The sequence below is a fragment of the Psychrobacter immobilis genome, from assembly GCF_904846225.1.
GTDB classification, from domain to species: domain Bacteria; phylum Pseudomonadota; class Gammaproteobacteria; order Pseudomonadales; family Moraxellaceae; genus Psychrobacter; species Psychrobacter immobilis_F.
The window spans coordinates 35,590-60,017 of record NZ_CAJGZJ010000008.1 but is presented as its reverse complement, the minus strand read 5'-3'; the positions used below and the strand labels follow the sequence as shown (position 1 = coordinate 60,017).

Here is a 24,428-nt window from a genome sequence, read left to right as displayed (position 1 = left end):
AGCCCAACAATATAATATCGTTGGGCTTATTTTTATAAAGAAAATTGAATTCTATTCTATTGATGCTAGTGAGTCTTAGTAAGATAACTCAGCACGGCGGTTTTGTGCATAAGCTTCTTCATTGGTACCAGTAGCAGCAGGGCGTTCTTCGCCATAGCTAATGACACGGATGTTGTTTACAGCGACACCTTTAGTAGCAAGATAATCACGTGCTGCTTGCGCACGGCGCTCACCCAATGCGATATTATACTCACGGCTACCGCGGTCATCAGTATGACCTGCGATGACAACAGCAGCTGCTGGGTTAGAGCTTAACAAGCTTGCATGCTGATTAAGGACACTTGCGGCTTGTGTGGTAATCTCACTGCTATCAAAAGCAAAGTAAACAACCGCTTGTAAATTCTCAGCGCCAGCCATGACAGCGTTTGAATTGTCCACGATGACAGCGCCTGTATAGCCCGCTTGACCACCTGGGATGCCTAATGGGGCAACCACAACTTCAGAGGTAGCGCGTTTGGTAGCACAACCTGTGGTTAGTGCAACAGCGCTTGATAATATAGCAAGAACTGCGATCTTAGAAAAACCAGTTGACATGATACGCTCCTAAAATTTTAATTAAATTGTTTTTTTAAACTGCTTACGATAAAACTTAGGCAATTGCTATCTATAATATACTAAATGTTACTTTATGTAAGTAGTATTACTGTAAATAATAGTAGAATTTACAGTTAGATATGAGACAAATTACCAGCGACGCTTGTCCCAATTTTCAGGATTGGCCCAATAATCAGCATTGAGCCAATTTGGTAATTGTTTATAATCATATAAGTTAAATTGCCAAAGGGTGGCTGACGATATAGCAGATTTTGTTGGATTACTATTGTCAGATTCTAGAGACGGGTCGTTCAAGATATTAAAGGGTGTAAAACCATAAGCTTTTAGATCTATGGTGCTATCAAGTGCGAGTAGTAGGTGGGCCGCATATAGATCGCGGTAGCGCATAAGCAGCGGAATATACTGTTGTAGTAATTCAAGTGATAAAGTGGGTAACCAAAAGCAGGCCAATCCATAGCGTTCAGTTGTTTGCTGTTGCATAAGCTCTGATAAAGTCGATATCTTTAATTTCTCAGCTTCTGCTACAGTACCATTGTCTTTGTTAAGTATATGGTTTTTGAGCTGTGACTGTAATGCCAAACAGGTACGCATGTCTTGTACCACCCATAACAATGCAGTGTTATCATCTGCTTGTTTAGAGTTTATTGGCATGTTCGCCTGTATTGCTAGCGACGGTAATAGGGCATCAACGTAATTTATGAGTAAGGGTAGAGTAATGTCTGAGCGACTGGTAGTGTGCTTTGTCATATGATAGGCCGTTTATCGAATGTAAGTCATCGGTGGAACTATTAAATCATCTTAGTGAACATTATCCAATGGATGATTTACGCGAATGATTTATTTTAAAATCTTTGCCAGTTTTCTATTACTATTACTGTCGCTATAGTCGATTCACTTTAAATGCTATACAGTGCTGCTGGGATAGATTTTATTTCGAACTGATTATATGACAATCTTATGTATATATTAATTACTGTTTTGATATTCGTTATGGCTTATAAATATAGTAATTTTCAGGCCAGTACTTGAAAATTGGCAGTTTAGTTCAATGTAGTTAGGGCGTGTCCTCAATCTGAACGAAAGCGACTAAATGGGCTAAAAATAGCTAAATCTTGCCAAACGTCGTCAAATAGCTAGTCAATATCTCGATATTATCTGCACTATTTTCCTTGTTTGGCTGCCATTTATCTTATCTTTATCACCATTTTCAGATTGAGGATACGCCCTAGAAGTTTATTAAAAATAAATTGCCTTAAGAATTTGCATAATGTCTGGTTTATTGCCGTTGTCGTTGTTAACCTTATCCATTACCATTCGTCTATTCATATCATAAATAATAATAGGAATTCATATGTCTACCGCTGAAACCGATGCTCAAATCATCAATCCAGAAATGCCCGATGTACCGCCGCATGCGCCTAGCAAAATCAACCTAAAAGATTATAAAAAACCAAGCTTCGATGTTGAAACTGTCAGCTTAGATATCAAGCTGTTTGAAGCGTATGCACAGGTAGACAGTACGCTAAAAATGGTGCGCCAAACCGCAGGCGAGCTTGTATTATTGGGGGAAGACTTAGAGCTACTGGCGATTACGATGAATGGCAGTCAACTGGCTGCTGACGATTATCAGCAAGAAGCAGGTAATCTTACGATTTTTAATGCGCCTGATGAGACCGTGTTGGATATTCAAGTACGCATCTGTCCGCAAACCAATACGGCTCTTGAAGGGTTTTATATGGCAGGTAGTGGCGACGATACTATGTTTGTCACTCAGTGTGAGCCAGAAGGCTTTCGTAAAATTACGTTTTATCCAGACCGTCCTGATGTGTTAGCGATATTTACGACACGTCTTGAGGCGGATAAGCGCTATCCAACTCTATTGGCCAATGGTAACTTGGTCGAGGCGGGTGAAGTGGCAGACGAACCAAGCCGTCATTATGCTATTTGGCATGATCCAACGAATAAGCCAAGCTATTTATTTGCCTGTGTGGTCGCTGATTTAGATGTATTGACCGATTCTTATACAACGAGCGAAGGTCGAGATGTCCTACTTGAAATATACGCAAAGCCTGCTGATATCGATAAATGTGATGTCGGCATGCAGGCGCTAAAAGATGCTATGAAATGGGATGAGGTCAATTATGGCCGACCCTATGATTTAGATCGTTATATGATTGTCGCGGTCAGTCAGTTTAATATGGGCGCGATGGAGAATAAAGGTCTTAATATTTTCAATACCGCCTGCGTGTTATCTAGCCCTGAAACCACAACTGATAGCCGTAGTTTTAGTGTGAAAGCCATCATCGCCCATGAGTATTTTCATAATTGGACAGGCAATCGCATCACTTGTCGTGATTGGTTCCAGCTATGCTTAAAAGAGGGTTTTACCGTCTACCGTGATCAGTCGTTTTCAGCTGATCAGCAGTCGAGTGCCGTACAGCGAATTGATGATGTAGCCACCTTGCGTGCGCATCAGTTTAGCGAAGATGCAGGACCATTGGCGCATCCTGTGCGTCCTGAGAGTTTCGTTGAGATTAATAATTTTTATACGACAACCGTCTATGAAAAAGGCGCAGAAATCGTCCGTATGATTGCTAATACCTTAGGGCCAGATAATTTTCGTAAAGGGACTGATGAGTACTTCCGCCGCTATGACGGGCAAGCCGTGACGGTTGAGGACTTTTTGTCTGCGCTCAGTATCACTGATGATAAAATCGAAAACTTCATCGATTGGTATCGTCAACCGGGCACGCCAGTCGTATCTGGTCACCAAAATTACGATAGTGCAGCGCAAACGCTGACCATTACTCTGAATCAACAAACACGCCATGTCAGCGGTTTTGATGCACCAAAACCCTTACCAATTCCAGTAGCGACGGCGCTGTTTGACAAAGACACAGGTAACATCATCACCGAACGTATGCTGCTGTTAGATAAAGCAATGCAGACCTTTGTTTTTGAAGGGGTTGCTAGCGAGCCTGTCGTGTCTTTATTACGTGACTTTAGCGCACCCGTACAGCTCAACTATGATTATCAAGATGCAGATTTGGCATTTTTACTCAAGCACGAAACCAATGGTTTTAATCGCTGGCAAGTGACACAAATGCTGGTAAATCGTATTTTACTGCAATCTCAAGGCTCCAAGAGCAGCCCTGAAATCTATCTGCAAGCATTGGCGCAATCGTTACCAGTGCTAGCCGCCGATGATGCGATGTTGGCAGCGCGCTTGCTTGATATTCCATCAGCGCAGGAGTTGGCTTCTGCCATTCCTAAAGATTACGATCCACAGTTGGTTAAAGTACAGCGTGAAGGCTTGTATCAACAAGTGGCAAATACACTAAAAGATCAGTGGGCAACGCTTTATAAACAGCTGCCTATGCAGTCTTATGAAGATAGCGCTGAAGCTCGCGGCAAACGTGCTTTGCGTAACGTTGTACTAGACATGGCATTGACTGCTAACGTTGATGGTGCAGTAGAATGGGCCGAGCAGCAGTATGACAATGCCAGCTGTATGACTGAACGTTTTGGCGCATTAAAAGCAATGGTCAATCATCAAGTGGCAAAAGCGAATGATTATTTGACAGATTTTTATCAGCGCTTTCAAGCGAATGATTTGGTTATTGACTTGTGGTTCAGTGTGCAAGCGTCTGCCGATGACGTGAGTGTTGGGGCTATCCAGTCATTGCTTAATCATGAGGACTTTGATTGGAATACGCCAAATCGTGTGCGCTCAGTGATTAGTGCCTTTAGCGCACAGCCGACAGTATTGTGGACCCAAGACGGTCTCGATATCTATACTGGGGTGATTAAAAAACTGGACGATGCCAATCCTGTATTGGCCTCACGCTTATTGCAAGTGTTGGCACGATGGAACACATTGGCTGAGCCGCGTCGTCAAATGGCGCATGACAGTCTTTTAGATCTGCAAAAGCATGCCGCTTCTAAACATGTACTTGAAAGTTTAGATAGCGTACTAAAGGCCGAAAATAGTTAATGGTAGATAGACTTACTTATAAATGAGTAGATAATAAAAAGCCCGCCTAACATTAATCATGTCAGGCGGGCTTTTTGCGATTGACGTAGAATCAATTCATGATAGCCAATATCTACTAGCGGTTAGGCAATACGTCTTTGACCATATCACGTAAACTATGTATAGCAGTAACCGTGCTTTCCCAATCTAGACAACCATCAGTGATTGATACACCGTATTCGAGTGCTTCTAAATCAGCGGTTAATTCTTGACGACCACCTTTTAGATGACTCTCAATCATCATGCCGATAATAGACTTATTACCGTTTTTGATTTGTTCGGCCACGTTATTGATGACCATTGGCTGTAAATAAGGGTCTTTGCCTGAATTGGCATGACTTGAATCGATCATAATCTTGCTATTGGTTTTGCCTTTTGCCAGCTCATTTTCAACCTGAGCAACAGCTGTTTCGTCATAGTTCGGTTTACCGTTACCACCGCGTAGTACCACATGGGCGTAAGGGTTGCCTTTAGATTTGATGATACAGACTTTGCCATCTGATGACAGACCTAAAAAGCTATGACCGGCTTTTACTGCTTGCATGGCGTTGACAGCGACTGTCATACCGCCGTCAGTACCATTTTTAAAACCAACAGGACACGATAGGCCAGAGCTCATTTCGCGATGCGTTTGGCTTTCAGTGGTGCGTGCGCCAATGGCTGACCAGCTGATTAAATCCTGCATGTATTGCGGGGTATTTGGATCCAATGCTTCGGTCGCACAAGGCAAACCTTTTTCATTCAAATCAAGCAGTAGCTTACGAGCCGTACGTAGACCTTTTTCGATATCGAAGCTATCATTCATATCAGGGTCATTGATCATACCCTTCCAGCCAACGGTCGTACGCGGTTTTTCAAAATAAACGCGCATCACGACAAACACGCTGTCTTCGATCTCTTTTGCCAACACGGCCAAACGATCGGCATATTCGTGGGCGGCTTTAATGTCATGAATAGAGCATGGGCCGATGACCACAAACAGGCGCTTATCTTTACCATCTAAGATATCTTGGATGGTATTGCGACCTTTTAGTACCGTGTCATACGCTTTTTTTGATAAAGGCAGCTCGGTTTTTAGCTCATCGGGGGTGATCAAAGGAATAAATTTTTCAATATTCACGTCATCAATATCTGCATTATGGGTAGCTGGTGTTGTCATGATTATATGTCGTCTAGCTAATGTATGGGAATATTCATTATGAGGACAAAAATGCTGATTGACAAGGGTTGTCGCGCAGTTAATTGATTCATAACTGGAATATCTAAAACAAAACATCGTTATAATGTTGATTCAAAATAAAAGAAATCGCTCTGATTTCGCTATTTGTATCTGCGTCAAGTATGATGGCAACATAAGTAGTATGACGTTGTAGTTAATTTTAAATAAATAGTGCGCCTTTTGTAATTCTTATTATTAATATTGAGAGCTTGTCATGACAGATTCTGCTACGCCTGATGAATATACTGATTTAACACAGCAGACGGCGACTAACCATCGATTGCTTGAATCAAAAAGTGCATCGCTTATTATAGGCATAGTCGCAGGCGAGGTGTCAGGGGATAGCCTGGGCGCAGACTTTATGAGACAGATGAATAATCTACGTGATGATATTGTTTGGGTGGGCGTTGGTGGTAGCAATATGCAAGCGCAAGGATTACAAAGCATTTTTCCATTAGAGCGTTTGGCAGTGATGGGATTGGTGGAAGTCATGGCGCAGCTGCCCGATTTGCTCAAAGCCCGCCGTGAGTTATTAACCGCATTTAAGGCAGCTAATATTGATTGGTTTATTGGGATTGATGCGCCCGACTTTAACCTAAGAGTCTCCAAAAAACTGAAGCCTCAAGGCATCTTTTGTGTGCAGTATGTCAGCCCCTCTATTTGGGCATGGCGTGAGTCGCGTATTCATAATATTAAAGCCGCGACCAATCTAGTATTGTGCTTATTCCCATTTGAGCTGCCCGTTTATGAGCGCCATAATCATCCGGCAATATGTGTCGGTCATCCGCTACTTCGCACCATTGATCAAACGTTATTAGATACGCCAATCAATCAGCGACGTAGCGAGCTTGTTTGGCACAATGATGGTTTGCAGCAGTTTTTTATCGAACGATTTGACGACGTCAGCCAGCTCATTTGTGTGATGCCAGGTTCTAGACGTGGTGAAATCACAGCGATCTTGCCACTGATGTTGGATGGTATCCAAAAACTCATATTATTAGATCCTAAGCTGTGCTTTATCATTCCAACTGTTGATCAAAACCATCAATATATTGTTCAAGATGTCATTGATCAACGCTCAGAGCAGCTGCGAGCCGCTATCGTCGTGGTTTATGATGACAGCCAGCCAGATTTTAGTCAGCAAGCGATGGCAGCATCCGATGTCATTATGCTTGCCTCTGGTACAGCAACTTTAGAGGCGATGCTACTTGAGCGGCCCATGGTAGTGGTTTATCAATTAAACCAAATGACCTATCAAATTGCCAAGCGTTTGGTAAAAGTACCGTATGTGGCATTACCCAATATTTTAGCGAATACCGCGATCGTACCTGAGCTTATTCAAGAGCAGGCAAGTGGCGATAATATTTGCCGTACAGTCATGCGGCTCATGCAGCCCAGAGCCTACGCTGAGCAATTAAAAGATTTGGTAGCCACTAAGCAGGCGTTAGAACAGCAAAGCAATCATGAGCCTGCCAACAGTGTGATTGAACAGTGGTTTGTTCAAGACAGTCGTAAAATCTAATTAACAGTTGCTCAAAATTATCCTTATCTTCTTAATAAAAAGACATTTTAACGCTATGAGTAATCCGCATTTTATAAAAAACTGCATGACACCGATTGAACTCAGTATTGAGCAAGTTGATATCAAAGGGCAATACATTCAACTGGCTGAGTCCGTCCATTTATTTGGTCAACTGAATGTTTCTGAATTACTCACTCAATACTCGAAAAATAGAAGTGAAGATCTGCAACCAACAACGCTACAGATTGGCGTTGACGAAGCAGGGCGCGGACCACTATTGGGCAGTGTCAATGTCGCTGCTGCGATATTACCAGCGGCTTGGTCAGGCCTGATTGAGAATCAGCCACTCAAGGACACTCCATTATCTATATTGACGGACTCAAAGCAGCTGAGTGAAAAAAAACGCGATGTTTTATATCCGTTGGTTCAGCGCTATGCCATTGGTTATGTTGTCGCTGAAATCCCAGCCGCAGTCATCGATCAAGTCAACATCTTACAAGCGACGATGCTTGGCATGCGTTTATGTGCTGAAGCATTGTTGGAGGATATTGCCAAGCATTTGATTACTGATACGATTGAAACGAACTATATAGCCTCTCAGGTGAGCTATGATTCGCACTTTCAACTATTATTTGATGGTAATCGCTGTCCTAATTTAGACTATGTCATGCTTGAGAAAGTAGGTATCGAAAAATCAGCTATTGACTCTCAAGCTTGGGTAAAGGGCGATGCGCGTCATACCAGTATCGCGGCAGCCAGTATATTGGCAAAAGTGAGTCGTGATGAAGCCATGTATGCTCTTGATGTCAAGCACCCAGAATACGGTATCGCCAAACACAAAGGTTATCCAACCAAGGCGCATATGGCAGCGATTGAGACGTACGGTGTATTATCTGCCCATAGACGCAGTTTTGCACCCGTTAGAAAAGTACTTGAGAACGAATGCTAAATTAGTAGTAGTCTCTTTTACAAATAGCCTAAGTAAAAATAAAAACTATAAAATAAGCAATAAAAAACATCTACTCATAAATGATAAGCAGATGTTTTTTTAAAGATTATAACGAGAATTTAAATTTAAAATGCCCTAAAACGACGAGTTTGGCTCCTGCAAAAAAGCTTCTTCTTTATCAGTTGACTCGCGATCTAACGTATCGTTACGATGAGGATAACGGCCAAACTGTTCAATGATATCCTTGTGGCGTTGTTCAAAATCTAATGTTTCCGCATCATTCAATTGTTCAAACAGTGGCAGATACCGCTCGTGAATCATCAATGATTCTGAATGCATAAATGGCATGATTATAAACTTGCGCCACTCTACTGGCAGGGCGCCAAAATGTGGTTGCTGAATGGCTTCTTGTGCCAATACCACTGACATACTGTCTTGCGCAAAGGCACGCGCTTGCCCGCGGCATAAATTACGTGAAAACTGATCTAAAACAATAATTTCTGCTAAACGCCCCGCTAAAGAAGTGATTGAGCTATTGCTATCTTTTGGTGTATTTGCATTTCGCCACGTCACGCATTCACCTCGTCTTGCCATCTGCCAAATTTTGCCAAACTTGTCATTTATTTGTTGATCAAAATTATCATTTTTTGCAAACCAATATTGTTCATTGTCTTTATCAAACCAAAAAGCCAAAACGGCACAAGCATCAGGATCAAGATGCTCTAAACTAATATTTTGTGAATCAAGTTGCGATAATTTGGTTTGGCTACGAGCAGTAGAATAATCGGTTGATAATGACATAAGATATTCTAATTATAATGAATTTAGTCTACTATAGCGCAAATATTTACATCTGTCATGATGCCAATAGCGGCTATTAGGTAACCTCTTATGAATTCAAAAAACTCAGTAAAAAACACACGATTATCACTGCCGCCGACGCCATATTATCTCCTTGACGAAGCGGCAATCGTTGCAAATATGCAGATTATTGCACGACTGTGCGAGCTGTCTGGTGCAAAAGCATTGTTAGCACTTAAATGCTTTGCCACGTGGGGTGTGTTTGATGTTATGCAGCCTTATTTGCATGGTACTACCTCGTCTTCGTTGAATGAAGTGCGTTTGGGCTATGAGACTTTTGGCAATAATAAAGAAGATAGCAAAACAGAAGAAAATGCCGAAAATAAAAAAGAAACCCATGCTTATAGCGTGGCCTATAGCGCCAATGAGATTGCTGAAGTATTGAGTTATGCGGATAAGATTATTTTTAACTCAATCTCGCAGCTAAATGCTTTTAAAGATCAAGCGGTGGCAAAAAATGTTCCAGTCGGATTGCGTTTTAATCCTAAAACTAGCAATTCATCGTTTATTATTGCAGATCCCGCTCGTCCTTTTAGCCGCCTTGGTGAGCATGATAAGGATAAGATTATAGCAGTACTGGATGACATTACCGGCGTAATGATTCATAACAATTGCGAAAATGACAGTTTTGAGGCGTTCAGTGAAAGCCTGGCTGACATCGAGTTGCGATTCGGAGATATTTTGCAGCAGCTTGAGTGGGTCAGTTTGGGTGGTGGTATTCATTTTATTGCGCCTGATTATCCACTAGAAAAACTTGCCGACAGATTAAAAGTATTTAGCGAAACTTATGGTGTACAAGTCTATCTTGAGCCAGGTGAAGCGAGTATCCACGGTGCTGGCTCGTTAGTCACAACGGTGTTAGATACCATGCACAATGAAAAAAACCTTGCCGTCGTTGACGCCTCCATTGAGGCGCATATGCTTGATTTGCTTATTTACCGTGAGTCCGCACCCATTGCAGCTATCAATGAATCCACCCTTGATATTACTCCTGTTATTTCTTCTGTCAATGCCTCAGAGTTGCAGGAGCAAGTAACAGGCACACCAGAAGAAGCGACAGAAAACACGATTATTTATGGTCGTTCCTGTTTAGCAGGCGATATATTTGGTGAGTATGTGTTGTCAGACAACTTAAAAGTAGGAGATACCGTTACCTTTGGTAATGCCGCAGGTTATACCATGGTCAAGAAAAATTGGTTTAACGGTGTCAATATGCCAGCCATTGTTATTCGTCGTCTGGACGGCAATATCGATGTGCAACGCGAGTTTGATTATCAAGATTATAAGGCAAGCTTATCGTAATTTCAGTCTTATGATTTTTGATAGATAAAACTATTGGTTATCTTATCTGTTAATTATTGCCGAAAGGCATGTAAAAATTGTTATAATCTCCACGGGCAAAAATAGTGATATTTGTCCGACGGGTGCGTGGGTTTTCCTCGGTCTTCCTTTTTAATTCACGCATATCATTCACTCGTTTCTGTTTTGCATAGCCACTATTGATGGTATCGACAGGGGCACAAAGGAGGATTGTTCATTGAACACAAACCAAAAAACTAAGCACAACAAAAAAGACGTACTCATCATCGGAGCTGGCGGTGTCGCTCAAGTGGTTGCGCATAAATGTGCAATGCATAATGATGTGCTCGGCAACATCCATATTGCCTCGCGCACTTTAGATAAATGTGTCGCCATTGCCCAAAATGTAATAGACAAAGATAGCTTTAAAATGCCTGCGGTATTTCACACGCACCAAGTCGATGCAATGGATACCCAAGCGTTGATAGAACTGATAGAAGCTACAGGCGTTCAAATCGTTATTAATGTTGGCTCGGCATTTATTAATATGACTGTGCTTGAAGCTTGTATCGAGACCGGCGCGGCATACATCGATACCGCTATTCACGAAGATCCACGCAAAATCTGCGAGACGCCGCCATGGTATGGTAATTATGAATGGCAACGCCGCGATCGCTGTGCAGACAATAATGTCACGGCTATTTTAGGTGCAGGATTCGATCCCGGAATGGTCAATGCCTATGCGCGTCTTAGCTATGACATGATGGATGCAGGCTCAGTGACTGATATTGATATCATTGATATCAACGCTGGCAGCCATGGCAAGTACTTCGCTACCAACTTTGACCCTGAGATTAACTTCCGTGAATTTACCGGTACAGTTTACTCGTGGCAGGATAGCACGTGGCAGTCTAATGAGATGTTCGAAGTGAAGCGTACTGACGATCTACCTGTTGTTGGCGTGCAAAACAGCTACTTAAGCGGCCACGATGAAGTTCATTCGTTATCTGCTAACTTAGATGTGCCAAACATTCGCTTTTGGATGGGCTTTGGTGAGCATTATATTAATGTCTTCACTGTCTTGCAGAGTTTAGGTTTGTTGTCTGAGCAACCTGTCATGACAGCCGAAGGTCAAGAAGTAATCCCGCTAAAAGTGGTCAAAGCAGTACTACCAGATCCAAGCTCGTTGGCACCTAACTATACAGGTAAGACCTGCATTGGTGACAAGGTCAAAGGCAAAATCAATGGCGTCGAGACCGAGTTATTTATCTATAATATCTCAGATCATAAAGACGCTTATAACGAAGTGGGCAGTCAAGGTATCTCTTATACCGCAGGCGTGCCACCTGTCGCGGCTGCCATGTTAGTCGCTACTGGTGAATGGGATGCGGGCAAGATGGTCAATATCGAAGAGTTGGATGCCAAACCATTTATCAATCTACTAAATAAGATTGGTTTGCCAACACGTATCAAGGATAGCGAAGGTGATAGAGCGCTTGAGTTTGATATTTAGTCAGCGAGTTTAATTTAATAAAAAAGCTTATCTTTTATAGATAGGCTTTTTTTATGTTTGACTATATTAGGAATGAGGATAGCTACTAATCCTAGCGGTAACATCATGTTCTTGCTACTATCTATCGTGGTTTGAATTAAAGTTGCTATATCAGCTACTAAACTACCTCCGCTATAGATAACCTAAGTTTGGTGGTAATAAATGAATCTAAATAGTATAAAAAAATTAAAGAAAGGAGAGCTTCACGTTCATTTGAACGGTTTAGTAAGCACTGAAGTAATTAAAATGCTAATTCGGCATGAACATTGTGATATTCCTAACGATTTTGATTTGAACACAGACTTGACTATTTTGAAACCAGCTAATTCTCTTATTGAATATCTAAAGCCATGGCAAGTGTTGAGATTAATACCAAACAACAGAGAAAGTCTTAAACTTATTGTAAAAAGTGCATTCATAAATCTAAAAGCAGATAATGTTGATTTTGTTGAAATCCGTAACAGTGTAATTTATATAGCTTTACTGAACAAAATTACAGTAAAGGAAGCTTTGCTTTGGTTAATTACAGAGATAGAAGATGCATCTTATAGATATGATATTAAAGCAGGTTTAATCCTAACGGTATCTAGAGGTGACTATGCTTTAGAACATCTTAGAGCCTTATTGAAAGCATATAAATATCTTGGACTACATAAGTGTATTGTAGGACTAGATCTGGCAGGTAATGAAGACATTGATTCTCCAAAAGGAACAGGTCAATTATTTCAAAAGGCTAAGGCTGATTTTGGACTTAATGTTACCATTCATGCTGGTGAAACGGGAAACTGTGAAAATATAAAAAAAGCTATAATAGACTTTGGAGCAGATCGAATTGGACATGGAACAGCTGCATCAAAATCAAATGAAGTAATGGATCTACTTAAAGAGCGAAATATATGCCTTGAGATATGCCCTATTAGTAATAGACTTACAAAAGCAGTTGCTGAGCATGAGCATCATCCAGTAAAAGATTTCATTGATAACGATATACCATTTGTAATTTGTTCTGATAATCCGGCAATTCACTCTTCTTCTCTTAGCTTTGATTATTATGAATTTTTGCTTGAAACTAAAAATACACTATATCTGAGTAATATGTATTCAAATCAAAAAAAGTATAGTTTTCTCAAGGGGTTGTCATGAAGATCAGATTTATTACTAAAAATAATCATAAAATTTATGAAATAAATAAAATCCTTTCGGAAACGGGCTTCGAGGTTATAGCGGTCAATTATGCTATCAATGAAATTCAAACCGAAGATGTTGATATGCTAGTTAAAGACAAACTCTTGAAAGCTTTTAAGCTCGTTGGACGCCCAGTATTTGTTGAACATACTGGATTGTATATTGAAAACTTGAACGGGTTTCCAGGTGGTCTAACCCAAATATTTTGGGATAAATTACAAGCAGACAAATTTACAAGATTTTTTGGCTCAGATAACAATAATAAGCTCTCAGCGAAAACAGTTATTGGCTACTGTGATTCAATGCAAGTATACATGTTCGAAGGAAGTGTAAGCGGAAAAATAGCGCCCGAACCAAGAGGCAATCGTGACTTTCAATGGGATTGTGTTTTTATTCCTGATGGCGAGACAGAAACATTTGCTGAAATGGGTGATAGAAAAAATGAGATTTCAATGAGAAGAATTGCTTTTGAAAAATTTAAGGACTTTTTAAAGGGAGATTTGAGGTAATGGAGCAGCTTTTATCTTCATTTAGACAAGGAAATGTAATACTTTTTGTTGGCGCAGGAGTCTCTATGAATCTTGGCTTACCTTCATGGAAGTCATTGATAGATAAAATTTCGGAAGATTTAGGTTACGATCCTGAGATATATCAGACCTTTGGAGAAAGTCTATCTTTAGCTGAGTATTATATACTCCAGAAGGGTAATATTGGTCAGTTGAGAAGCTGGATGGACAGGAAATGGCATGCGGATCATATCGATATATCTAAATCAAAAATCCATGAATATATTGCAAAAGCTAAATTTCCTATTATCTACACAACAAACTACGATAGATGGATAGAATATGCTTTAGACCATCATAGTATGCCATACACCAAAATATCCTCTGTTTCAGATATGACAAAAATAAGAAATGGTAGCACGCAGGTGATTAAATTCCATGGTGATTTCGATGATGATGAATCAATAGTATTAGGTGAAACAAGCTACTTTGAGCGTTTAGAGTTCGAGTCGCCATTAGACATAAAACTACGAGCGGATATACTGGGAAAATCGGTTTTGTTCATAGGGTATAGTTTGAACGATATAAATTTGAGGTTTTTATTTTATAAACTATCTAAACTATGGAAAGATAATCCAAAGGGAGATGGGCAGCCAAAATCATATATTTTCTCTTCTAAACCGAACCCTATTCAGGAAAAAATACTTGAACAGTGGGGAATAAGTATGATTTCTTCAGAGATAGATAATGCAGGCGAAGCACTAAAAGAATTTCTCAGTGAGTTTCAACGAATTTAGTAAAATGACAAAGCTCATTAACGAGAGTAAGCGCTAAGTTATTTGATTTTAAATGACAATGACCTTAAAGGCACTGTCAATAGAAACAAAAGAACAATTAAAAAGAGAACATCACATGCAATTAGAGATAAACGTTGTTGACGCCTTCACTGATACTTTGTTTAAAGGTAACTCCGCTGCAGTCATCATTACCGATGATTGGCTGGCTAACGATTTGATGCAATCAATTGCTTTCGAGAATAATTTATCTGAGACGGCATTTATCGTCTCAGATGACAAAGGTATTTATCACATACGATGGTTTACACCTTTCACTGAGGTTGCTTTTTGCGGGCATGGTACATTGGCCTCAGCGTTTGTTTTATTCAAGAAAAATCCTACGTTAACATCGATCAAATTTTCGGCCAAAGCTGTTGGAACTTTTACTGTCATAAAAACTGACTTTGGCAAAATTCAAATGGATTTTCCAAACACAAAGCCTAAAAAAGTTGATGATATTCCGGACAGTTTATTAGCGGGTCTCTCTATTGTACCTATTGAAGTTTACCGCAACGAAAAAGCCTATTTCGTCGTTTATGACTCTGAGTCTGATGTATTCAATGTCAGTCGTGATAATGAGAAATTAAAAGAGCTGTTACCATTAAATGTGGTGGTGACTTGTCAGGCTGAGTCGGATATTTATCATCAGTATGATTTTATATCACGCTATTTTTGGTCAAATAATGGTGGCGGGGAAGATCTAGTAACTGGTTCGGTGCATACTGGTCTTGCGCCTTTATGGGCGGAGCGTTTAGCTAAAAATGAATTGGTTGCTTATCAAGCGTCAAGTCGAGGCGGAGTTCTAGACTGTGCGGTTGTAGATGATAGAGTACTTATTTCTGGCAATGCCGTGCAATATTTGACTGGATTTATTACGATCGAGGAGTGATGCGCGTTGACTGAATTAAAGACAGTTGGGCTTTTTGCCCTTACTGCACTAGCAGAAATTATCGGTTGTTATTTGCCATATCTATGGCTGCGAGAAGGTAAGTCAATTTGGCTGCTTATTCCCAGTATAATTAGTTTGGCAGTATTCGTATGGCTGCTAACGCTACATCCAACGGCTGTAGGTAGAGTCTATGCCGCTTATGGTGGGGTATACGTCGTTATGGCAATTATTTGGCTATGGACGGTAAATGGTATTCGGCCAACCACGTGGGACATGTTAGGTTCTGCGGTGGCACTACTCGGAATGGCGATTATTATGTTTGCGCCGCGTAGTACGTGATTATATGATATGAAAATGCCAATCAAACCGTGAGGTCGATTGGCATAGATTCAATTAGCGTATATTCAATTAAGATAGTAACGCACTTAATCTTTGAGTCTTCAACAGACCTTAGTGTTTGCCTAAGATACTGCCATTGTCATCTTTTTTTGCTTGTTTGGCAGCTTTTTTCTCTTTTGCGGTTAAAAGTGGTTTCTTCTTAACGTTCTTCTTACTATCTTGACCTTTGCTCATTATTTTTTCCTCTTGAGGTAACATATACTGCCGTTTTTTAAGTTAGATTGAAATGACTTAAAGACGGTATATTGATACAGTTAATGCAGACACTGCGTATTGAATTGAGTATAGGCTTAAGACCGCACAATAGATAGCGCTGGCACAATTTACCTACGATGCAGATAAATTTTTTTTGCTAAAATTTATTTATCTACTACTTTATAGACAATCTTCATATTGATATTTAATCTATAGTCGATACTGAATAAAATGGATACATAACACTATATTGCGTGACTGGGATAAATTTTTCTTGCCTGCTTGCCTGCTTGCCTGCTTGCCTGCTTGCCTGCTTGCCTGGGCAGACAGAAGCGACAAACAACTTATCTCAGCCCCGTTGTCTCTTCTTTATATTGACCTGACTATATCTCGTTTAGGTTTTTTAGCCAACATCGCGTCTAGAAACTGTCTCTGAAAACCGCCTTTGAAAATAGCCTTAGTTGATTCGTTCAATAAATATGAGTATTCATAAGTCCTTACTTACGGATACACGGCAATTTGCTATAATGATCAACAAGCCGATGAGTAGACGCGGCAAACTCTTATTTAGCACAAAGATGCTTACTGTTTTGGTTGATGAATTATTATGCGTATCCGTAAATTATTTAAATTTGAAAATGCTCACATCGTTCGTAACTGTAGCTCTGAGCGCTGCAAACACTCTATCCATGGCCACAGCTATCAGATCGAATTGATTCTTGAGGCTAAGCGCTTAGACCACGGACAGATGGTTTATGATTTTGGTCTGTTAAAGTCTTCGATTAAAGACATTATTGATAGTTTTGATCATGCTATTTGTTTTTGGAGTAAAGACGATCCTGAATATATTGCCGCTTGTAAAAAGTTCAGTGCGCGCTGGATAAGTTTGCCAGTGTCACCATCAGCAGAGCAGTTTTCGCGAGTGATATTCTTTTGGGCGCAAGAGATTTTGAAGCAAACTCAAATGCAAAACGGTGAGACAGACGTTAGTGTTTACTCAGTAATTGCGCATGAAACGGCAACGGGTTATGCGCAGTGTTTTGCTGATGATGTTGCTAATGAGCAAATGGGTAAACTTGTTTTAGACGCGTTTGAATTCAGCGAGCAAGTTCGCGCTGAGTGGGACGATTCGGAGCTGTATGCCAAGCTGATTCGCGGTGAAAATTTCGTGAATCCATCGGTAACGATGCAAGTAAAGGCAGATTAAGCCCGATGTCTAATGACAATAGTATAAAAGATAATAAAAACGCGAAAATGTTGATACTACATTCCGAAGCAGATACGCAAGCTTTAGCCACGCAATTGGCTGCTTTGCCAATCGTTGGTAGTGTCTGGCTATCAGGGGATTTGGGTGCTGGCAAAACCACGTTGACTCGCTATTGGTTGCAGGCGCTGGGTCACAAAGGCGCAGTGAAAAGTCCGACTTATACCTTGGTTGAACCTTATAGTATTCAACAAGAAAATGGGTCAACTAAGCCTGTCTATCATGCTGATTTGTATCGCTTGCAAGATCCAGAAGAACTGTCTTTTATCGGCTTTGATGAGTATTTGGATGAGCCAAATGCGCTGGTTATTATCGAATGGGCCAGTCGTGCTGACAGCTATTTACCACCGCCGTCCCTGTTTATTGATATGACTCAAATTGACAACGGCAATAATGATAAAGCAGCGCGTCAAATTGAGTTGCAATTATCCAGTGTAGGACAAGCGCAAGGGTTAGATTTGTCTGCACTTCACATTTAGTTTTTATCAAACACACTGCAAACAACACTAAAGATTCATGATATTTATCCATGTCCAATAACCACTCTGATATACGCATCAAAAAACTATCGCCGCTGCTGATCAATCAATTAGCAGCTGGCGAGGTTGTCACACGTCCAGCTTCTGTGGTCAAAGAATTGCTTGAGAATGCTATCGATGCGGGTGCGACTAATATTGAGGTGCATATCACTCAAGGTGGTATGGGCATGATTGAAGTGATCGACAACGGTATCGGTATCCACCCTGATGATATGGTGATGGCAATTACCCGTCATGCGACCAGTAAAGTCGCTGATGTGGCCAATCTGCACGGTATTATGACGTTGGGTTTTCGCGGTGAAGCACTGGCAGCTACGGCTGCTGTTTCTCGTCTGACACTGACCAGTAGCCATGACTACAGTGGTATCGGTCGCCAATTACAAGTTGCTGGTGTATTGGATGATATACCGAATCTGCTACCTGTTGTGCATAATCGTGGTACGACGATTACAGTAAGAGATTTATACTTTAACGTGCCAGCCCGTCGCGGCAATTTAAAATCTATTGCAACCGAGTTTGGCCATGCTGAGACGATCATTCGTGAGGTAGCATTAGCACGAGCAGACATTACGCTGACGCTTTTTCACGACAATAAAAAACGGTTATCATTATTTGCAAGTGACATTGACAACAGTAATAACAACCGTCTGCCTTTATCGCGTCTTGAGCAAGCTATTGGTACCTCGTTGACGAAGAATGCAGTTGATGTAGCGGTGAATTTATCTAGCTTAATACAGCAGTCAATCGAATATGGCGATAACAAAAAGGCTAACAGTCATGCAGGTATTAGTGGTTGGTTATGGCCTACGCATAATCAAAAAGAGCTATTGCCAAAGCTGATTTATGTGAATGGACGGCTGGTCAAAGAGGCGTTAATCAGCAATCAGCTTCGCCAGCTGGCTCAAGGTACGCAGCTTACGGGCATCGGTTATGCACTCTATTTTGATTTGCCAACGCAGTGGCTTAATATCAATGTACACCCGTCCAAACAGCGTATTAAAATCAGTCCATTAAATAATATCATGGCACATCTAAGCCATGCGCTTCGTGCAAAGCTAAAAACGGTTAATACAACGGAAATTGCTGGCGAGCAAAATACAAAAATACCAAACCGTCCTATTTCTATAAGCGAATCCCTCGATACAACATTGCCTCAGACATCTTCTGCCCATGATTTCACACAGAGCAGGCAAGTGCAGTCAACTAAACAATCTTATCAGCTGTCAGCAGCTGCGCAGTCATTCGAAAATGAAGCAGAATTCCATTTTGATAGGCAATCAGATCAAGAGATTAACACGCTGAGTTTTTCTTCAACAGATACCATTAGGCCTTTGAATAATGCGCCTGTATCGACATCAATAAAAATTTTACCGTACTGTTTAGATATCATTGCTCGCTTAGATGAATCAATATTTGAGTCTTCTGTTATGCAGTATCGTGAGGATAAAGCGTTGCCTTGGTTACTTTTTTATCATCAAGGACAGTGTTTACTTGTTAGTGCAGATGATTGGTGGTTAAAGGTCAGCTTGTTATTTGAATCACATACACTTAACGACCAGACATTTGGCAACGAGATAATTAACAAAGATAAAATGCTCAACAATGTTAATAATGCTAGTAATATTAATCAGAAACTTGCCAGCGTAATCGCTCAAATGTCAGTGCAAGATTCGGCGACATTTATAGCAAATATCGAGGAATTACTGATCAAAAATGCCATGAAAGTCGTAGACAGCAATCGACTGGTCACCTTGATGCTCTCATCTGCACACTAACCGCGCTTAAGCCAGTCTATGTGCTAGGCTCTAATGACTCACCATATAAATACTATAAAAGGCAATTTCATGAAAAATTCGTCTGATACCGTAACTGATCATCTGGCGGATAATAGTGTGGTGTGCTTGATGGCGCCAACAGCCAGTGGCAAAACGGCGCTCGCGTATGAGTTATACGATACAGGACGTTATGAGCTAATATCAGTAGATTCAGCGCTGATATATCGCGATATGAATGTCGGCACGGCTAAGCCGACGGCTTCTGAGCTTGTGCGTTATCCCCATCATTTAGTTGACATCGTTGATCCCATGCAAAGCTATAGTGTCGCTGAGTTCGTCAATGATGTTGCGCGCCTGATTGATTGCTGCCATAAAAATGGCAAAATACCGTTGCTTGTGGGTGGCACCATGATGTATTACATGGCGTTACTTGATGGCTTGTCTCCGGTGCCTGATAGTGACGACACTGTTCGCGCGCGCGTAGAGCAATGGCGACAAGATGAAGGTATTGGGGCATTGTATGATTATCTTGGCAAAGTGGATTCGATTAGTCATCAGCGTCTTAATGCCACTGATACCCAGCGCATTACTCGTGCAGTTGAAGTTTATCTACAAACAGACATTCCAATCAGCGATTGGCAGCGTCAACCCAAACAAGCTTTAGCCCACAATCCAAATCAGCAATGGCATGTATTAGCGGTCATGCCTGATCGTCCATGGCTGCACGAGCGTATAGAGCAGCGTTTAGATATCATGTGGTCTGAAGGTTTGGTGGCCGAGGTAATCAGTTTGCTTGAGCGCTATCCGCTGACACCTAACTTACCTTCTATGCGTTGCGTTGGCTATCGGCAAGTATTAGAATATTTGGTACAGATCAAACGCCCTATATTTGAAAAACCACATCTCGATAAAGCACAATTTTATAATGCTTTTGAAGTACTTGAAGACACCGCTCATAAAAATTCAGAACGAAATGATACGCTTTCGCCGCAAGTACAATCAGGTATGGCTGATAGCCAAAACGAGGCACTTGCTTGTCAGCAAATGCGAAATAAGGCATTATATGCGACAAGGCAATTAGCAAAGCGTCAGTACACTTGGTTGCGAAAAATAGTGCAACTGCCTTCTGCTTCAAGCGAGGCGTCAATAACATCTGGTTTATTGATTGATAACGAGTATCCTGTCAATAATGATATAAAAATAAAAACATGTGATACGATGGCGCAGGCAAGAAATTATTTACTATAAAAGCGGTGGCTTGTTAGATATTTGGTCATAGCAATCGACAATGATTGTCATAAATATTCGATATTTAAGAATACGTTAAAAACAAGTTACATAAAAAGCTAAATTTATTAACAATACAGTTAGCGAAAAGCTTTATAAGTATATAAGAAAGCAATGACAATTAGTTTCAAAGTATAATGTAGATAGCTGTTATAATTTGTAATTATTAGAATAATATACCTCTCATTATTATTGCTGTTTCTTAGTCATTCTATTGACTTTTGTTTATAAAAATACTATTGAAACAAGTGGTTACTTAATGATTTACAATAATAATGAATTCACAGTAAAGTATAATCAGTTAAGAACAATAAGTATGTATTTGGATACGTTTTAAAAAGAAAGCTTATTATTGTATCTACTTTTAGCCATTATAATTAAAGCAACACTTAAAATAATTGGCACTTAAAATATAACTATATAGAATTTAGGAGAGATTTCATGTCAAAAGGACAAACTTTACAAGATCCGTTCTTGAACTCGCTGCGCAAAGATCGTATTCCCGTTTCTATTTTTTTGGTCAACGGTATCAAACTGCAAGGTCAGATTGAGTCGTTTGATCAGTATGTTGTATTGCTTAAAAATACAGTCAGTCAAATGGTATACAAGCATGCCATTTCAACGGTAGTCCCAGCACGTAACCCGCGTACTAGTACGACAACAGGAGCGACTACCCAAACGCCAAGCACAGCGCCCACTGGTTATCAGGGTAGCGGTTTTGAGCGTGGCAGCAATCCAGCCAACGCTGGCGGCGGTTTTGAAGAACGTGGTTTTGCCTCTAACCGTAGTGGTTTTAATCGTGGCGGCTTTAGCCAAGGTCAGGAACGCGGTTTTGAGCGTGGCAGCTTTGGTCAAAGTCAGGAACGCGGTTTTGAGCGCGGTGGTTTTGGTCAAGATCGTGGGTTTGAAGCGCCAGCAGATGGCACAGGCTTTGAAAACAAATCAAATGATGGATCTAACGATAACAATGAGTAAACGCTTAAATATATAATTGAAAGTGCATCATTGAGACATGATTGATTCGATCAAAACCTGCTATTATAGTGGGTTTTTTTTGTCTAAATAAACGTATACATAATAGGGCGTATTGAACATTTAGCATAGCCTCTACGACTGTGATAGTCGAATGTTCCGCATGGCTTAATGATCTAACAGTAAGCACTGGATCAGCAGCTATGGTTTATATAGATTATTATTATGAGACTATTATTATTGTGAGAGTATTATTAATATGAGTCATAGTATAGTAAAATACTATATTGATTTATTAAAATAATAGAGTGGATTCATGAGTAATACCCAAGTCAATTTGACCCATGAGAAATTTACAAGTAATGCGATCGAAGCAATTAATACAGAAATTCTTGCGTTATCGCTATTGATAGAGCAGATAGACGATAGGTTTGCGCAAGCTTGTGATGTTATTTTGGCATGTAAGGGCCGAGTGGTTGTCACTGGCATGGGTAAGTCAGGATTGATTGGGCGTAAGATAGCAGCGACTTTTGCCTCTACTGGTACGCCAGCCTTTTTTATGCATCCTGGTGAAGCAGGGCACGGCGATTTGGGGATGTTGGTGAAGGGCGATGTATTGCTTGCCATCTCTAATTCTGGTGAGTCGGATGAGATTAAAATGCTGCTGCCTGTGGTCAAGCGTTTAAATATACCGCTGATTAGTATCAGCCGTGATAAGCGTGGCATGCTACCACATGCCGCTGACATTATATTGACGCTTGGCAAATCGCAAGAAGCTTGCCCACTTAACCTTGCTCCTACTTCAAGTACCACGGCGACTTTAGCGCTTGGAGATGCACTGGCCGTCGCATTGGTGCATGCACGCAACTTTACTTCAGAAGATTTTGCTTTATCGCATCCAGCAGGCGCGCTAGGTCGTCAGCTGCTCACTCGAGTTGAGGATTTGATGCACAACAAGTCTGAATATTTACCGCTGATTCATCAGCACGCGCCTTTACAAGAAGCACTATTCACCATGTCTGCTGGGCGCTTAGGTATGACAGTGGTGACCGATGATAGTGACAAAGTCGTCGGCGTGTTCACGGATGGTGATCTACGCCGTAGTTTGGAAAAAGGCATTGATCTACAAACGCCAATGCGTGAAATGATGGTTAGCAATCCGCGCCATGTTAATAAGACCATGCGTGCCTCAGATGCCCTTAGTGTGATGAACGAAAATGGTATCAGTCAATTGTTAATTATTGATGACGAAGGTCGTTTAGAAGCCGTTATTACCGTACATGATTTGCTACAAGCGGGTGTAAAGTAAACGTCACATTAAACATAGCTATTAATTAATAAGAGATAAGTGATGCAAGATTTAATTAAAAAAGCGGGACAAGTAAAGCTGCTAGTCATGGACGTCGATGGCATTTTATCAAATGGTCAAATTATTTATGATGCCAATGGTATCGAGACCAAAGCATTTTCAGTTCATGACGGCGTTGGTGTCAAATCTTTAGCGCGTTATGGTATTTTGACAGCAATTATTACCGGTCGTAGCAGCGCCATGGTTGATAAACGCGCCACAGAAATGGGTGTCAATTATGTTGTACAAGGCCGTGATGACAAATTAATTGCCCTAAATGAGTTGTTATCTATTCTTGATCCAGCCCTTAATATTACGGCGGCTGATTGCGCTTATATGGGTGATGATTTGCCAGATATTAAAGCGATGCAAACGGTAGGTTTTGCGGCAACAGTGCCTAATGCACATGCGGAGGTCATCAACCGCAGTGATATGGTAACGACGCGTGCTGGCGGTACTGGCGCTGTACGCGAAATATGTGACCTCATTTTAAAAGGTCATGGACATTATCAAGACTTTATCGCGCATTACACGCTTGATGAAGCCAAAAATCAGGATAACTTGTCGTGAATACTCGTGTTTTAATAGTCCTTGCATTGATTATCGCTGGTGTTGCAGGCTGGTTCTTTCAGCAGCAAGGAGAAGTATCACCGCCAGTGAGTATGGAAGCGACTGACGTTGATTATGAAGCAACAGAAATAAAGGCTGTGCAGACTAACGATAAAGGTGAAACTGAATATGAGCTGACTGCTGAATCTTTAACGCATAATCCTGAAACCAATAAAGATGAGATGTTGGGAATCAAAATGAATTGGGAGCCGTCAACAGAACAGCGCTACCATATTGAAGCGGGTAGTGCTGCTATTAGTCAGGAGACAGGAGATCTCAGCTTGTCAGGTGGTTTTTCATTGGTCAGTGAAGGCAATAAAGACAAGTCTGATATTGAGCCAATCAAGGTGACTGGTAGTGCTCTTAAGGGCAATACTAAATCAGGGCAAGTATATAGTGATGCACCTGTTAAGATTGAACAAGGGCTGAATCGGTTTGAGGCCTCTAGTATGAAAGCCAATCTTGAGACAGGTGAGTATGAGTTTGGACAAGTTGCTGTCGGTTTTACACCCGCTGATCGCAAAGATAAAGCGTTGTTCTGATTATAATTGTTTTCAGCCACTATATTTTAGCC

Annotated in this window: 23 protein-coding genes; 18 read left to right on the top strand and 5 right to left on the bottom strand. The window is 40.9% G+C overall.

What is annotated here, in order from left to right; all coding sequences use genetic code 11:
* Window positions 1-75: 75 nt before the first annotated feature.
* Both pal and JMX48_RS07525 read right to left on the bottom strand, forming a co-directional pair.
* Window positions 76-594 carry a peptidoglycan-associated lipoprotein Pal gene (pal, locus tag JMX48_RS07530; protein ID WP_201536205.1) on the bottom strand — a complete coding sequence of 173 codons (519 nt, stop codon included), beginning with the start codon at window positions 592-594 and terminating at the stop codon, window positions 76-78.
* A 150-nt stretch (window positions 595-744) separates the two neighbouring features.
* Window positions 745-1,362, bottom strand: coding sequence for a DUF6231 family protein (locus JMX48_RS07525; RefSeq protein WP_201536202.1), 618 nt, complete (start codon window positions 1,360-1,362; stop codon window positions 745-747).
* Between the two features lie 646 nt (window positions 1,363-2,008).
* On the opposite strand from JMX48_RS07525, the gene pepN reads away from it, so the two are divergent.
* Window positions 2,009-4,609, top strand: coding sequence for an aminopeptidase N (gene pepN, locus JMX48_RS07520; protein WP_265088771.1), 2,601 nt, complete (start codon window positions 2,009-2,011; stop codon window positions 4,607-4,609).
* A gap of 115 nt (window positions 4,610-4,724) precedes the next feature.
* On the opposite strand, the gene JMX48_RS07515 is transcribed toward pepN, so the two are convergent.
* Window positions 4,725-5,807: a 3-deoxy-7-phosphoheptulonate synthase gene (locus JMX48_RS07515; protein ID WP_201536196.1), complete on the bottom strand. Its 1,083-nt coding sequence runs from the start codon at window positions 5,805-5,807 to the stop codon at window positions 4,725-4,727.
* A gap of 274 nt (window positions 5,808-6,081) precedes the next feature.
* On the opposite strand from JMX48_RS07515, the gene lpxB reads away from it, so the two are divergent.
* Together lpxB and JMX48_RS07505 are read left to right on the top strand one after the other, a co-directional pair.
* Window positions 6,082-7,389 carry a lipid-A-disaccharide synthase gene (gene lpxB / locus JMX48_RS07510; RefSeq protein ID WP_201536194.1) on the top strand — a complete coding sequence of 436 codons (1,308 nt, stop codon included), beginning with the start codon at window positions 6,082-6,084 and terminating at the stop codon, window positions 7,387-7,389.
* A gap of 55 nt (window positions 7,390-7,444) precedes the next feature.
* Entirely contained in the window at window positions 7,445-8,338 is an 894-nt protein-coding gene (locus tag JMX48_RS07505) for a ribonuclease HII (RefSeq protein ID WP_201536191.1), read from the top strand.
* 135 nt (window positions 8,339-8,473) lie between these two features.
* Here the strand turns inward: JMX48_RS07505 and JMX48_RS07500 are convergent, their stop codons facing one another.
* Window positions 8,474-9,139: a DUF924 family protein gene (locus tag JMX48_RS07500; RefSeq protein ID WP_201536188.1), complete on the bottom strand. Its 666-nt coding sequence runs from the start codon at window positions 9,137-9,139 to the stop codon at window positions 8,474-8,476.
* 90 nt (window positions 9,140-9,229) lie between these two features.
* On the opposite strand from JMX48_RS07500, the gene JMX48_RS07495 reads away from it, so the two are divergent.
* The 7 genes from JMX48_RS07495 (at window position 9,230) to JMX48_RS07465 (ending at window position 15,805) form a co-directional block, all read left to right on the top strand.
* Window positions 9,230-10,501: a carboxynorspermidine decarboxylase gene (locus JMX48_RS07495; protein WP_201536186.1), complete on the top strand. Its 1,272-nt coding sequence runs from the start codon at window positions 9,230-9,232 to the stop codon at window positions 10,499-10,501.
* A gap of 235 nt (window positions 10,502-10,736) precedes the next feature.
* Window positions 10,737-12,011 (top strand): saccharopine dehydrogenase family protein, encoded by a 1,275-nt coding sequence (locus JMX48_RS07490; protein ID WP_201536183.1) that lies wholly within the window; start codon window positions 10,737-10,739, stop codon window positions 12,009-12,011.
* Between the two features lie 201 nt (window positions 12,012-12,212).
* Window positions 12,213-13,193 carry an adenosine deaminase gene (locus tag JMX48_RS07485; protein ID WP_201536180.1) on the top strand — a complete coding sequence of 327 codons (981 nt, stop codon included), beginning with the start codon at window positions 12,213-12,215 and terminating at the stop codon, window positions 13,191-13,193.
* Window positions 13,190-13,744 carry a non-canonical purine NTP pyrophosphatase gene (locus tag JMX48_RS07480; protein WP_201536178.1) on the top strand — a complete coding sequence of 185 codons (555 nt, stop codon included), beginning with the start codon at window positions 13,190-13,192 and terminating at the stop codon, window positions 13,742-13,744. The genes JMX48_RS07485 and JMX48_RS07480 overlap by 4 nt, the downstream gene beginning before the upstream one ends.
* Complete coding sequence (locus JMX48_RS07475; RefSeq protein WP_201536176.1) at window positions 13,744-14,538, top strand: SIR2 family NAD-dependent protein deacylase; 795 nt, start codon at window positions 13,744-13,746, stop codon at window positions 14,536-14,538. The genes JMX48_RS07480 and JMX48_RS07475 overlap by 1 nt, the downstream gene beginning before the upstream one ends.
* 115 nt (window positions 14,539-14,653) lie before the next feature.
* Window positions 14,654-15,466, top strand: coding sequence for a PhzF family phenazine biosynthesis protein (locus JMX48_RS07470; protein ID WP_201536174.1), 813 nt, complete (start codon window positions 14,654-14,656; stop codon window positions 15,464-15,466).
* A 6-nt stretch (window positions 15,467-15,472) separates the two neighbouring features.
* Entirely contained in the window at window positions 15,473-15,805 is a 333-nt protein-coding gene (locus tag JMX48_RS07465; protein ID WP_201536172.1) for a YnfA family protein, read from the top strand.
* 111 nt (window positions 15,806-15,916) lie between these two features.
* Here JMX48_RS07465 and JMX48_RS14165 read toward each other — a convergent pair whose 3' ends face one another.
* On the bottom strand, window positions 15,917-16,039 hold the full coding sequence (locus JMX48_RS14165; protein WP_021815223.1) for a hypothetical protein: 123 nt from the start codon (window positions 16,037-16,039) through the stop codon (window positions 15,917-15,919).
* A 628-nt stretch (window positions 16,040-16,667) separates the two neighbouring features.
* Here JMX48_RS14165 and JMX48_RS07460 point away from each other — a divergent pair.
* From JMX48_RS07460 to lptC, 8 genes are all read left to right on the top strand, one after another.
* A complete protein-coding gene (locus JMX48_RS07460; protein ID WP_201536170.1) occupies window positions 16,668-17,267 on the top strand; it encodes a 6-pyruvoyl trahydropterin synthase family protein in 600 nt (199 codons plus the stop codon).
* A gap of 5 nt (window positions 17,268-17,272) precedes the next feature.
* On the top strand, window positions 17,273-17,803 hold the full coding sequence (tsaE, locus tag JMX48_RS07455; protein WP_201536168.1) for a tRNA (adenosine(37)-N6)-threonylcarbamoyltransferase complex ATPase subunit type 1 TsaE: 531 nt from the start codon (window positions 17,273-17,275) through the stop codon (window positions 17,801-17,803).
* A gap of 50 nt (window positions 17,804-17,853) precedes the next feature.
* Window positions 17,854-19,638, top strand: a complete 1,785-nt coding sequence (mutL, locus tag JMX48_RS07450) for a DNA mismatch repair endonuclease MutL (protein ID WP_201536166.1) — start codon at window positions 17,854-17,856, stop codon at window positions 19,636-19,638.
* 69 nt (window positions 19,639-19,707) lie between these two features.
* Complete coding sequence (gene miaA, locus JMX48_RS07445) at window positions 19,708-20,886, top strand: tRNA (adenosine(37)-N6)-dimethylallyltransferase MiaA (RefSeq protein WP_201536163.1); 1,179 nt, start codon at window positions 19,708-19,710, stop codon at window positions 20,884-20,886.
* Between the two features lie 480 nt (window positions 20,887-21,366).
* Window positions 21,367-21,900 (top strand): RNA chaperone Hfq, encoded by a 534-nt coding sequence (gene hfq, locus JMX48_RS07440; RefSeq protein WP_201536159.1) that lies wholly within the window; start codon window positions 21,367-21,369, stop codon window positions 21,898-21,900.
* 313 nt (window positions 21,901-22,213) lie between these two features.
* A complete protein-coding gene (locus tag JMX48_RS07435) occupies window positions 22,214-23,206 on the top strand; it encodes a KpsF/GutQ family sugar-phosphate isomerase (protein WP_201536143.1) in 993 nt (330 codons plus the stop codon).
* Window positions 23,207-23,248: 42 nt separating this feature from the next.
* Window positions 23,249-23,815 (top strand): KdsC family phosphatase, encoded by a 567-nt coding sequence (locus JMX48_RS07430; protein WP_201536141.1) that lies wholly within the window; start codon window positions 23,249-23,251, stop codon window positions 23,813-23,815.
* The gene (lptC, locus tag JMX48_RS07425) at window positions 23,812-24,396 is read left to right on the top strand and encodes an LPS export ABC transporter periplasmic protein LptC (protein WP_201536139.1); all 585 of its coding nucleotides are present in this window, start codon (window positions 23,812-23,814) and stop codon (window positions 24,394-24,396) included. The genes JMX48_RS07430 and lptC overlap by 4 nt, the downstream gene beginning before the upstream one ends.
* Window positions 24,397-24,428 lie beyond the last annotated feature (32 nt).